The organism is Pseudomonas sp. KBN12P06040, from assembly GCF_037574965.1.
Taxonomy (GTDB): domain Bacteria; phylum Pseudomonadota; class Gammaproteobacteria; order Pseudomonadales; family Pseudomonadaceae; genus Pseudomonas; species Pseudomonas aeruginosa.
This window is the reverse complement of sequence record NZ_JBBELS010000001.1, coordinates 5430455-5442674: the sequence shown is the minus strand read 5'-3', so window position 1 is coordinate 5442674 and position 12220 is coordinate 5430455. Positions and strand designations below refer to the sequence as shown.

Sequence of the window (12220 nt, the reverse complement as noted above, 5' to 3'; positions counted from 1 at the left end):
ATGCGAATGTAACCAATTATATCTTCGCGGGAGCTTCGGGCCTATCGGAAAAGTCCACGGCCCTGTCAGGCAGGGCCGTGGCAGACGCTTCACGCCGGTTCGCCGGCTTCCTCCGGCTCGCTGGCTGCGCGGGTTTCGCCGCTGGCGGCGGCATCCCGGCGACGGATGTATTTCCAGTCGGCTTCGTCGATATAGATGCCGTTCGGGCCGCTACCGCCTTCCAGGTCGATCGCCACGTGTGCGGAAACCTGCGGCTTCACGCTCGCCAGGATCGGCACGAAGCCCAGTTGCAGGCTGGTCTCCAGCAGCGCGGCCTGGTTGCGCTCGTCGATGTCCGCCGCCTCGTCCAGGTAGTAGGGCAGGCGCACGCGCCCGGCCTGCTCGCGGTCCATCAGGTGCAGCAACAGGTACATGTTGGTCAGCGCCTTGATGGTCATGGTGGTGCCGTTGGAGGCGGCGCCGTCGATGTCGGTGTGCATGATCGGCTGGCCGTTGACCTTGGTGATCTCGAAGGCCAGTTCGAACAGGTCCTTCAGGCCCAACTGGTTGTGGTTGGCGGCGACCAGGCGGGCCAGGTATTCCTTGGCCTCCTCGTTCTTCGCGTCCTGCTCGGCGCTCTGGGTCAGGTCGAACACCGAGAGGTTCTCGCCTTCCTCGTACTGGCCGGCGCTGTGGATGATCTGGTCGATGTGCTTGAGCGCATCCTTGTTCGGCGCGAGGACGATGCGGAAGCTCTGCAGGTTGGACACCTGGCGCTTGTTGATCTCGCGGTTGAACAGGGCCAACTGGTGTTCCAGGTTGTCGTAGTCGCTGCGGATGTTGCGCAGGGTCCGGGCGATGTCGGTGACCGCCGCGCGGCGCGCCTTGGCCAGCGTCAGGGCCTCGTCCTGGCGATGCGCGTAGGCGTTGATCAACAGCTTCAGGCGGCGCTCGGTGTCGTCTTCGCTATCGAACTTGGCGACGCCCTTCAGGCGCACCTGGGCGTACAGCGCCTCGATCTGCCCGTCGATGCGCTGCAGCGCCTGCCAGGTGTCCTGGTAGTCGTTGAGCAGCGGCAGCAGGTTGTCCAGCGAGTCGTCCACCGGCTCCATGAACGGCGTGCCGAAGGGCAGGTCGGCCGGCAGTAGCTGGCGGCGGCGCAGGGCATCTTCCAGGGTGCGCTCCTTGGCCTCCAGGTCGCCCAGTTGCCGGGCCACCAGTTGCAGGCGCGCGGAGAGTTGCTGGACGCGCTCGGCGAAGGCGTCGCTGGAGCGCTTGAGTTCGTCCTGGGACGCCTCCAGCTGGGCCAGTTCGGCGAGCTTCTCGGGCTCCTCGGCGGTCAGCGTCTGGGTGCGGCGGAAGTCTTCCAGGGCCTTCTGCGCATCCAGCACGTCCTGGTACAGCTTCTCTGCCTGGGCCTTGCTCGCGGCGCGGTCGGCGGCGACGCTCTGCTGGGTCTTGAGCTGCTTCAGCTCCTTCTCCAGGCGCTCCTTCTGGTCGCGCAGGGCGGCGCGGTCGGCCAGGGCCTGCAACGCCGGCGGTTCGATGTGCGACAGGTCGATGCTCAGGCCAGGGGCTTCGAAATGCTCGCCCTTGAAGTGGTCGAGGATGGCTTCGACGCTCTTCACCCAGACGTCGCCGTCATCCAGGTTCACCCCGTTCTCGCCGAGCGGCAGGCTGAACAGCGCGCCGTTGAACAGACGCATCAGGCGTTCCACGTCTTGCTGGCTGAACTCCTCGCGCAGGCGTGCGTAGCTGTTGTTGTCGGCGTGTTCGAGCTGCTGGCGGACGTTCTTCAGGCGTTTTTCCAGGTCGCGCAGGCGCTCTTCCAGGTCTTCGCTGGAGAACTGCCGCGAATGGGCCAGGGCGCCGGCCAGTTCGTCGTGGGCATCCTTGGCGGCGAGCAGCTGTTGTTCGAGGACCTTGGCGTCGTCGACCAGGGCGAAGCGGGTCTTGAGCACCGACAGTTCGCCGAGCCAGCGCTGGATGCCGGCGATTTCGCGCTCCAGGCGCATCAGCTCCTGGGTGCCGCCACGCTGTTCGTTCTGCAGGCCGTCCTGCTCGGCGCGGTATTGCTCGTGCTGGATCAGCAGTTCCTCGCGGCGCGCCCCGGCGTAGTCGTGCCAGGTGCCGAGCAGGCTGTCGAGCAGCGGTGAAAGGCGGTGCATCTTGCCGCGCAGTACGTCGCGCTGGGTCACGCCGTTGGCCAGGGCTTCCACCAGCGGGCCGGCGGCGACCAGCGCCTGGTAGTCCTGCTCCATCCGCCGCACGTCGCGGAAGGCCTCCTCGCAGGCGGCGATGTAGTCGACGTTACCCGAGCGCAGGCTGTGCTCGAAGGCGTCGAGGAACAGCTGCTTGAGCTTGGCCGCGGTGATCTCGCGCATGTGCAGCAGGTTGATGAACAGCGAGCGGAAGGTCTTCAGGCTCTGCTCGCTGGTGGAGCGCAGCGGGATCATGGTCAGGTCGAGCGGGATCGACGTGTGCCCGCCGACCAGCAGGCGGCGCAGCTCTTCCGGCTTCACCTCGTAGGCTTTGATGCCTTCGCGCTCGAGGTTGGCGAACAGCTCGCGCTGGCGCAGGCAGGTACCGTTCTTCTGGTAGTGGTCCAGGCTCAGCTCGCCGGCGTAGGCGAAGAACTGGTGGCCGAAGCCGCCGCCCGGGCCGCGCCCGGCCACGCCGATCACGTGCGGACCGTGGGGCAGCATCAGTTCGAGGAGGATGTAGCTGGTGTCCGAGGCGAAGTAGAAGCGCCGCGACTGCTCCATGCTGTACTTGCCGAAGCTCATGTCCGACAGGCGGGCAAGGATCGGGAACTGCAGGGCGTTGATCGAGGCGCTCTTGCCCAGGTTGTTGGCGCCGTAGATCGACAGCGGGTTTTCCAGCGGGAAGATACCCAGGCTGTAGCCGGCGGTATTGAGCAGGGCGAAGCGGCGGATGCCGTAGCGGGTCTGGCTCATGCGTCAGCCTCCTGTTGCGCGTGTTCTTCGGCGATGGCACGGGCGAGGGCGTCTTCCTCGCTCTCTTCGGACAATTCTTCGTCGCTGGCCATCAGCGGTTCGATCTCGCCGTCATCGACCAGCACCGGCGTCTGCAACGGCAGGTCGGCGTGCAGGCTGGCGGACAGGTTGCGGTCCTGCTGCACCGACAGGCAGACGTCGAGGAAACGGTGCATCGGCGGCATGAAGCGGTACACGCCGCTGTCCTCGGAGGCGAAGCCGAGCTGGGTCAGGCGGCGCATGACTTTCTCTTCCAGTTCTTCCTGGGTCTGCACCTCGGCCTGGAGGAACAGGTCGCGGTATTTCTCCAGCAGCGGCGGCAGCTCTTCGCGGCCGATGCTGCCGCCGTCCAGCACGGACAGCGGGTCGCGGCCCTGGTCGGCGAGGTGTTCGACGAGGATGAAGGTGAACAGCGCCAGGCGTTGGGCGGTCTTGTTCACCTGGGCGCCGACCTGCTCCGGGACGAAGTAGTAGAAGCCGCGGGTGTCGCAGACCAGCTCGAAGCCCATGGCGCGGAACAGGCCGCGGTACTGGTCCTGGTGCGAGGACAGCTGGGTGTACAGCTCGGGGTCGCGGTGGCTGATGTGGTAGCCCTTGAACAGCTCGCGGAAGATCGGCGCGAGCTGGGTCAGTTCGGAGAGATCAAGATGCATGGGTTTCGCTCGCGGAAAGGGTGTCTGCGTCCCTGGCCTGGCCCTTGTCCTTGGCGGCGGGGTTCAGGGCGAAGGAGCAGAGGCTGACGCAATGTTCGGTGGTTTCGTACTCGCGGCGTTGCAGGCGTTCGCGCTGGAAGCGCGCGTCGCGCGACAGCCGGGAGAACCAGTAGAGCAACTCGTCGGTGGCGCCGTCCGGTTCCTGGGCCAGCAGCCATTGCATGAGGTCCGGCAGCGGCAGCGCCGCCTGGCAGCGCTCGATCATTTCCCGCGCGGTCCGCGGTGGTCGCGCCGGCCCGTTGCTCTTGCGCGTGCCGCTGGACTTGGGGAACTGCGCCGGCTTCGGCTCGAAGCGGGCGAGGGCGAAGACGTAGCTCTCGACCTGCGAGGCGGTGCCGAGGAAGGTGCTCTGCGGCCGGGTGAACAGCGGCATCGCCGCCTGCGGCACGGCGTCCAGGCCCTTGCGCCGGATCGCCGCCAGCGCCAGGGCGGCGCCACGGGTCACCGCGTTGTGCCGGCGCGCTTCCTCGCGCAGCGGCAGCAATAATTCGCGGGCGCGGCGCAGGGTCAGCTGGGCGTTGGTCTGCATCTCGAGGATGCGCGCGTGGGTGCGCAGCACCAGGTCGTCGTCGACCAGGTGGCCGAGGCGCTGCTGTTCGCCTAGCAGGCGCAGCAGGACCTGTTCGACCCGCCGCACGCCCTGCTCGAAGGCGCCGTCGGCGCTGACCAGCTGGATCATCGGCTCGACGTACTCGTCCCAGGTCGCCAGGACCTCCGCGTAGCGCTGCGCCAGGGGAATCTGCCGGTCGCTGGTCTTGGCCCGCTCGGCCACGCCGATCAGTGCCTGCTCGTCATTGCCGAGCTTCTTCAGTACATCGCGCACGCGCATGTCGAGCAGTCGCAGCTGGCGCGCCAGGTCCTGGCTGTCGCGGGTCTCGAAGGCGTCCTGGATGTACCCGGCGAGGCGCTCCAGATGGCGCAGGTAGGCCTCGATCTCCAGGCACAGACCAAGGCGATGCTCGTGGCGCAGGTAGGCGAGGAAGTCGTGGATCTGCGCGTTCAGCTCGAAACGGTTGGGGCTCTTGGCCACCGGGACCAGGATATCCAGGCGGATCCACTGGTCGAGCAGGGCGGTGATTTCCGCCGGGTTGCTTTCCGGTAACTGGGTGTTCAACTGGCTGCGCAGTTCCGCCAGGCTCAGGGTGCCGGCATCGAAGCGCTCGCAGAGAGGCTCGAGCAGGGCCCAGTGTTCGGCAAGCGCACGCAGTACGCGTCGGGGGTCGATCATCGGGAGGGCCGGTCCGTGGAAAAAGCGCCGATTGTACTGCAAAGGCACGGGCGACGCAGACGCCGCCGATGAGTGCGATGCAGGCCGTCGACACGTCTGCGGCGCAGGTACGGGCCCGGTATCGGCGGATGGCATCTGGCTATCATCGAGGTGTCGAAAAGCGGCAGTTTATGACTGCGTAAGGACTTTCCTGCCCCGCCTGGTCCGGGGAATGGGGGCTTCCAGGGGCTGGCACGCTTTCTGCTGAAGTCCCCTGGCCTGTCTATTCCAAATGAATGCCGACTCTTGAACGACGCCGCCTACGCCGAGGCCCGCTGGGCCGAACTGCAGAACCAGGGTGACCTTGCCTGGGACCTGGATGCCATCACCAACCGCAGCGAGGCGATCGCCTTCCTCAAACGTTTCGAGAACCGCCTGTGTATCTACTCGGCCTATGTCGAGAAGCTCTACAGCAACTACAGCTTCGTGATTCCCGAGAGCGACCATGGCGGCATCACCATCCTGCCCAGCGAGCAGGCCTGGCACGACACCTTCCACGATATCCCGCTGGCCGCGGTGGAGCCCACCGGGATCCATATCCTGCCGGGCGAGACCATGGGCTATCGCGGGCTCTACCTGAAGATTCCCGGCGAGCACCGCCTGGTGGCGTCGAAGGAATTGCCGTTCCAGGAAGGGTTGAAACTGCTGATCCAGCGTTACCAGGCTCACGACGACGTGTTCCTGCCGATCCTGGTCAAGGGCGACCTGCGCGAGTACGAAGCGCGCATGCCCTCGCTGCACCTGCACCGGATCAACCCCGCCCGCCTCAGCGCACACTCCCTGCTCAGCCTCAACGCCATCAAGGGTGCCATTGCCGACCATCTGATCGGCCTGTTCCGCCAGCAGTGAAGGGCTGACGTTACCCCCGTGTGACGATGGGTAACATCCATCCTGGCCGAGCGACCGCTCATCCGCTGCAGCGAGCGCGGCGACCGCGTCGTTCGGCGGTTTTTCTCGACTATGGGTCGGCCCCGATTCGCCCGGGGCTTTCTATAGTGACTACAGGCCGCAGTGTCTCTGCCGTCGGCCACGAGAAGAACAAGAGGTGAGCCCATGTCCCGTCGTCTGCCCTTCCTGCTGCGTTGCGCGCTGTTCTGCGGCGCCGGTCTGCTGGCTGCCACCGCCCAGGCGAGGATGGAGTCGCTGGACGACGACCAGCTTTCCGACGTGGTCGGCCAGGCCTTCATCAACCTCACCACCGACGCCGCCAACGGACTGAACTTCACCCGCATCAACTTCGGCGCCGACATCGAGACCCAACTGAACATGAAGAAGCTGCAGTTGGGCCAGTACAACCGCAGCGGCGAGCTTGCCGGCAGTGCCGACATCGCCATCGACAACTTCGCCCTGGGCACGGTCAACGACGCCACCGGCGCGATCAACCCGTTCCTCATCAGCAATCCCTACATCGAGTTCGCCTACGACGGTAGCAAGATGGTCGGCATCCGTATCGGTTTCGGCGAAGCCAAGGGCTACCTCTCGGGCGATATCAAGACCCTCACCGGCAACGTGCCGGTGGACCTGTACGGCACCGGCAGCCAACTGGGAGGCAGCATTTCCTGCGGCCTGCTGGCCCTCGACTGCCTGGCGGCGAAGACCGCCATCACCCTCACCGGCAGTTCCCAATACACCGCCCAGGCCGAACTGGTGAACAGCTCCGGCAACCCCGACCCGATCCGCGCTGCCATGATCGGCCTGAAGAACGGCACAGCCCTGGACATGCACGACAGCACCATCATCGGCAGCCTGGTGAACGTCCTGCTGCCCTTCCTCACCTCCAACGACTGCAAGCTGATGGGCGCCCAGACCTGCTTCAACCTGGCCCAGTACCAGTCGTTCCCGATCGGCACCGTGGATCCGAACAACGCGCAGAACTTCATCGACTCGTCGAAAGGCTTCTTCATCTCGATGCAGAGCCAGAACGTCCAGTGGCGCGACCAGCAGGATCCCTCCAAGCTGGTCGCCGCGCTGGCCGGTGCCTTCCTCAACATGTCGCGCAACGCCGATGGAACGGCGCCGATCAAGGTCGACTTCGGTCAGGCCTTCAATGGCATTCCACGGCAGGACACCTGCCTGGGCGGCCTGAACAAGGGCTGCTGAGATGAGTCGCGCCTGCCTGCTCGCGGCCCTGCTGGCCGCCCCCTTCGCCCATGCCGAGATGACAGCGCTCGACGACGAGCAACTGTCGGACGTGCAGGGTGCCGGCATCGGCTTCGTCCTCGACAGCGCCATGGTCGACGGCAACGAGGCCACCATCGCGATCAATGGCGTGACCAACACCGCCACCGGGCAGAACGTGCCGATCACGGTAAAGGAGCTGTACGTCGCCGCCACTGGCAGCAACAAGGGCAGCACCCTGGCGCCGGTGACTCTCGGCCGTCTCAATTTCCCGTTCAAGCTGAATCTGGCCAAGGGTTCGGTGCTGACCACCCAGCTCGACGACGGGCGGGTGGTCAGCACCTTGCCGGACACCGCGGACGTGATCGAACTGGCCTTCCCCAGCCTGGTGAGCGGCGCCGGCGGCCAGCCGTGCATCGCTGGTTACGCCGGTGCCGGCAGCAACTGCTCGAGCCGGGCCAGCGAAAAGGTCGACGCCGGCATCCGCTTCGACTTCGGCGTCACTTCCACGCGCACCGATGTGCTCAACCTGGACTTCTCCGAACTGGCGATGGACGGTTCCTACCTGCGCTTCTGGGGCGCCAACGCGCGCAGCCAACTGGTTGGCGAGATGCGCCTGAACCTCTACGCCAAGACTTTCGAGATCATGTCCTGCGGTGCTGGCTCGCCCAGTTGCGTCAGCGCCGCCGAGCAGGCTGCGCGCACCGTCTACCTGACCAACGCCTATGCCAGCGTCGCGCTTGGCTACGGGAAGTCGCAGCCGTTGCTGTTCTCGGTCACCGCCGACGGCAACTTCACTTTCGAACTGCCCAAGCTGACCCTGGCCAACGCCGCCGACTTCTACGCCAATGCGCCGCGCACCAGCCTGGTGATCGAAAACCTCAACATCGGCGGTACCCGGCCAGGCTACGGGCAGGTACCGACCGGCGGCTACAACATGGGCCGCAACGAGATATCCGGGCTCAGCTTCAACTACCTGAAGGTGACGTCGCACAACCTCTGAGGTGGCGGCGGGAAACGAGGTACGCAGCACATGACCAAGCAGACTCATCCACTGGCAGGCGGCATCGGCATCCTCGCGGCGCTGGCGCTGCTGTTCAGCGCTTCGGCCGGGGCTGAGTTGCGCTCGCTGGGCGATAGCGATCTGGACGACGTGGTCGGCCAGGCCGGGATCAGCATCAGCGCCTCGCTCAATCTCCAGGAAAATCCTTCGCAGACGCGCTGCGCCGGCGGTTGCGGCGCGCGCCTGGCGATCCAGCCGGCCGGCAGCGGCAACAACTACCTGGTGATCGACGATATCAGCGGCAAGTTCAGCTTCGACGAAGTCACCCTGGACGTGGTGACCATCAAGGACGGCTTCGGCGGCGACGGCGCTGCCTTCAACCGCCCGGTGCTGCGCGTCGGCCTGAAGGACACCAGCTTCCAGGACCTGCGCTTCACCATCGCTGGCGCCAACAAGGCGCGCGGTACCGATCCTGGGCTGGTGCAGACCAACCTGGTCAGCGCACGCATCGACGGCACCCTCAAGCTGCAAGGCAACGTCAACATCTTCACCGTCGCCCCGCGTTGAGGGCGAACCGTCGCATGGCGGGACAAAGCCGCTCCGCCGAGGTCGAAGAACCGCTATCATTGCCTGCCTGAACGCCGGGGGCGAAACCGTCCCCGCGCATCGCCTAATTGCCGGTGCCCGAGATTTGATCGAAGAACAGCGTCGCCGCGCCTTCCTGGGCGCGATGCAGATAACCAGTTGGCTGCCCCGCCAGCCGTTGCCGTTCGCCGCACCCTCGCGGCCGGAGTTGCTGGAGACCCCGCCCCGGGAAGAGCCGGCGGTGCCTGTGCGTGCGCGCGCCGCGATCGATGCGCCGCAGGCCCGCGTCCCGCAAGCCGAGGCGCCGGCCAGCGCGTCAAGCGTGGCTCCTGCCGCGCCCGCGGAAGGCCGGGGGATTCCGATCAGCCTGCCGAAGCCGGGCGCCCCGGCGGCGAAGAAAGCCGAGCCGGTCGCGCCGGTCGAAGAGGCCCCGGCCGAGCCGCCGGCGGTCCAGGCCCCGCCGCCGCGCTTCGCCTTGCAACTGCTGCAGGCGGGCTCCTGCACCCTGCTGGTCGAACTGCCCACCGGCGAACCCTTCGCCAGCCGCGATCCGGGTTACCTGCTGCTGCGCGACCTGCTGCGCGCCGCCGGCCTGCCGGACAGCCCGCGGCTGATCGGCGAACCGGTACGCTGGCCGCTGCTGGCGCGCGGCAACCTCGACCAGGGGCCGCAGGCGGCCCTAGAGTTCGTCCAGAGCTTCGTCGCCGCGCGCATGGAGGAGAGCGAGCGTAGCCGCTGCCTGTGGTTGGTCGGCCTGCCGGCGATCCGCTTCGCCGGCGAGGGCGACGAGGGCAGCCTGTTCCGCGAACTGCAGGTGGACGGTCTGGGCGCAACCTGGGCCGTGCCGGGCCTGGAAGCCCTCATGGAAGAACCCGCCCTCAAGGGCGAGCTGTGGCGCGCCATGCGCCGTGTCCGTCAGCGCTGGTCGAGCGAGATTCAATGAGCGATGCGATTTCCTTCCGCCCGATGACCGAGGCGGACCTCGATGCCGTGCTGAAAATCGAATATGCCGCCTTCAGCCACCCATGGACCCGTGGCATCTTCAGCGAAGGCCTGAAGAACTACCATTGCTGGCTGATGTTCGAGGGTAGCCAGCAGGTCGGCCATGGCGTCATCCAGATCATCCTCGACGAGGCGCACCTGCTGAATATCACGGTGAAGCCCGAAAGCCAGGGGCGTGGCCTCGGTCTGCGCCTGCTCGAACACCTGATGCGCGAGGCGGCCGGCCACCAGGCTCGCGAATGCTTCCTCGAAGTGCGCGCTTCCAACCAGGCCGCCTACCGCCTCTACGAACGCTACGGTTTCAACGAGATCGGCCGCCGTCGCGACTACTACCCCGCCGTCGGCGGGCGCGAAGACGCCCTGGTCATGGCCTGCACCCTGTTCGACTGAGGCTTGCTCCGCTTCCCTGCCGGCAACTAGCTATCACTTGGAGTAGCTGGCTGGCCTTCTGGCACCGCCGTACCCTTACCAGCATTCCGATTCTCGCCTGCATACCGCAGGCAGGTCCCTTCATGCGGTAACCCTTCGCGGGAGTGCGAAGTCAGGTCGACAGCGGCCGGTGGCAGGATGCGCAGACTGGAGCCCCCCATGTGCGACACCCTGATCCTTCGCCACCAGGGCCAGACCTGGTTCGCCAAGAACAGCGACCGCGAGCCCGCCGAACCGCAGCGTCTGCTGCGCCTGCCGGCGGTGCGCAACGATCCGGAAGCGCGCTTGCGCACCACCTACCTCGACATTCCCCAGGCCGCCCAGCGACATGCGCTGGTGATCAGCCAGCCGAGCTGGATCTGGGGCGCGGAAATGGGCGTCAATGAGCACGGCGTGGCCATCGGCAACGAAGCGGTGTTCACCAAGCTGACCCGTCAGCGCGGCACCGCGCTGCTCGGCATGGACCTGCTGCGCCTGGGACTGGAGCGCGGTGCCAGCGCCCGCGAGGCGCTAGAGGTGATCACCGGGTTGTTGCAGCGTTACGGCCAGGGCGGCCCGGCCGGCTACCGTGACAAGCGCATCCGCTACGACAACAGCTTTCTCATCGCCGACCCCGGCGAAGCCTGGGTGCTGGAAACCGCCGGCAACCTGTGGGCGGCGAAGAAGGTCGAGCGCTGGGCCATCTCCAACGCCCTGACCCTTGGCCACGAATTCGACCTGTGCAGCCGCGACCTCGAGGACCAGGCACGCCGCCAGGGCTGCTGGGATGGTCGCGGCGACTTCCACTTCGCGCGGGTCTTCGACACCCGCCTGCTACCCTGGGTCGGCGGTGCGCACCGGCGCTGTCGGATCAACCAGCGCTTCCTCGACAGTCTGCCTGGCGAGCCGGACTGGCACGCGCTGTTCGTCGCGCTGCGCCACCATGGCCCGCGCGGGGACCACTTCCGCCGCCACAACAACCGCCAGGTATGCATGCACGCCGGCAGCTTCTGGCGGCCTTCGCAGACCACCGCCAGTCTGGTCGCCCGCTTGCGCGACGACGGCCCGCTACTGGCCGCCACCGGTACTTCGGCGCCGTGCCTGGGACTGTTCCAGCCGCTGTCCTTCGATCCGGCCTCCGGCGCCGCCGTGCTCAGCCAGCCGCGCGAGGCGGTACAGGAATCCCCCTGGTGGCGCTTCGAGGCGGTGCACCGCCGCGCGCTCACCGACCGAGCCTTCCGCCGGCTCCTGCGCAGCGGCCGTGATTGGCTGGAACGGGAACTCTTCGCCGACCTCGCACAGCCCGACTGGCCGCGCCTGGCAGAGGACGCCGCAGTCTGGCACGCCTGTTGGCATGATCAGGTCGCCATGCAGCCGCTGGCGCAGCAGCGCTGGTGGCGTAGTCACGCCGCGCTGTGACGCTTGTCAAACGGGCATCGCCTTCCGTAAGGTGCTGCACCGGTCAAACGAGGGGCATGCCATGAGCGACTTGCAGCAACTGTTCGAGAACAACGTCCGCTGGGCCGAAGCGATCAAGCAGGAAGACCCGGACTTCTTCGCCAAGCTGGCCCGCCAGCAGACCCCCGAGTACCTCTGGATCGGCTGCTCCGACGCGCGGGTGCCGGCCAATGAAATCGTCGGCATGCTGCCCGGCGACCTGTTCGTCCATCGCAACGTCGCCAACGTCGTGCTGCACACCGACCTCAACTGCCTGTCGGTGATCCAGTTCGCCGTCGACGTGCTCAAAGTCAAGCACATCCTGGTCACCGGCCACTACGGCTGCGGCGGCGTGCGCGCCTCCCTGCACAACGACCAGCTCGGCCTGATCGACGGCTGGCTGCGCAGCATTCGCGACCTCGCCTACGAATACCGCGAGCACCTGGAGCAGTTGCCGACCGAGGAGGAGCGCGTCGATCGCCTCTGCGAGCTCAACGTGATCCAGCAGGTGGCCAACGTCAGCCACACCAGCATCGTCCAGAACGCCTGGCACCGCGGCCAGTCGCTGTCCGTGCATGGCTGCATCTACGGGATCAAGGATGGCCTGTGGAAGAACCTCAACGTCACCGTCAGCGGCCTCGACCAGTTGCCGCCGCAGTATCGCTTGAGTCCGCTGGGCGGTTGCTGCTGAGAGAGGCGGAAGCTCTTTCCC

At 66.6% G+C, this 12220-nt stretch carries 11 protein-coding genes; 8 read left to right on the top strand and 3 right to left on the bottom strand.

Going from position 1 to position 12220, the window contains the following annotated elements:
• Window positions 1-89: 89 nt before the first annotated feature.
• The 3 genes from mksF to mksB are packed head-to-tail and all read right to left on the bottom strand — an operon-like array spanning window position 90 to window position 4916.
• Complete coding sequence (mksF, locus tag VQ067_RS25725; protein WP_003106141.1) at window positions 90-2936, bottom strand: Mks condensin complex protein MksF; 2847 nt, start codon at window positions 2934-2936, stop codon at window positions 90-92.
• The gene (gene mksE, locus VQ067_RS25720; RefSeq protein WP_003095041.1) at window positions 2933-3628 is read right to left on the bottom strand and encodes an Mks condensin complex protein MksE; all 696 of its coding nucleotides are present in this window, start codon (window positions 3626-3628) and stop codon (window positions 2933-2935) included. Before mksE ends, mksF begins: the two co-directional genes overlap by 4 nt.
• A complete protein-coding gene (gene mksB / locus VQ067_RS25715) occupies window positions 3618-4916 on the bottom strand; it encodes an Mks condensin complex protein MksB (protein ID WP_003095037.1) in 1299 nt (432 codons plus the stop codon). Before mksB ends, mksE begins: the two co-directional genes overlap by 11 nt.
• A 285-nt stretch (window positions 4917-5201) precedes the next feature.
• On the opposite strand from mksB, the gene VQ067_RS25710 reads away from it, so the two are divergent.
• The 8 genes from VQ067_RS25710 (at window position 5202) to can (ending at window position 12199) form a co-directional block, all read left to right on the top strand.
• The gene (locus VQ067_RS25710) at window positions 5202-5804 is read left to right on the top strand and encodes a hypothetical protein (RefSeq protein WP_003095035.1); all 603 of its coding nucleotides are present in this window, start codon (window positions 5202-5204) and stop codon (window positions 5802-5804) included.
• Window positions 5805-6008: 204 nt separating this feature from the next.
• Entirely contained in the window at window positions 6009-7055 is a 1047-nt protein-coding gene (locus VQ067_RS25705) for a DUF6160 family protein (RefSeq protein ID WP_003095033.1), read from the top strand.
• A 1-nt stretch (window position 7056) separates the two neighbouring features.
• The gene (locus VQ067_RS25700) at window positions 7057-8076 is read left to right on the top strand and encodes a hypothetical protein (RefSeq protein WP_033991163.1); all 1020 of its coding nucleotides are present in this window, start codon (window positions 7057-7059) and stop codon (window positions 8074-8076) included.
• A 30-nt stretch (window positions 8077-8106) separates the two neighbouring features.
• Window positions 8107-8643, top strand: coding sequence for a DUF6160 family protein (locus VQ067_RS25695; RefSeq protein WP_003095029.1), 537 nt, complete (start codon window positions 8107-8109; stop codon window positions 8641-8643).
• Between the two features lie 124 nt (window positions 8644-8767).
• The gene (locus VQ067_RS25690) at window positions 8768-9604 is read left to right on the top strand and encodes a hypothetical protein (RefSeq protein WP_014603552.1); all 837 of its coding nucleotides are present in this window, start codon (window positions 8768-8770) and stop codon (window positions 9602-9604) included.
• Complete coding sequence (gene rimI / locus VQ067_RS25685) at window positions 9601-10053, top strand: ribosomal protein S18-alanine N-acetyltransferase (RefSeq protein WP_003095025.1); 453 nt, start codon at window positions 9601-9603, stop codon at window positions 10051-10053. The genes VQ067_RS25690 and rimI overlap by 4 nt, the downstream gene beginning before the upstream one ends.
• 198 nt (window positions 10054-10251) lie before the next feature.
• On the top strand, window positions 10252-11490 hold the full coding sequence (locus tag VQ067_RS25680) for a C69 family dipeptidase (RefSeq protein ID WP_031686604.1): 1239 nt from the start codon (window positions 10252-10254) through the stop codon (window positions 11488-11490).
• 61 nt (window positions 11491-11551) lie between these two features.
• Entirely contained in the window at window positions 11552-12199 is a 648-nt protein-coding gene (gene can, locus VQ067_RS25675) for a carbonate dehydratase (RefSeq protein WP_003095021.1), read from the top strand.
• Window positions 12200-12220: the final 21 nt, after the last annotated feature.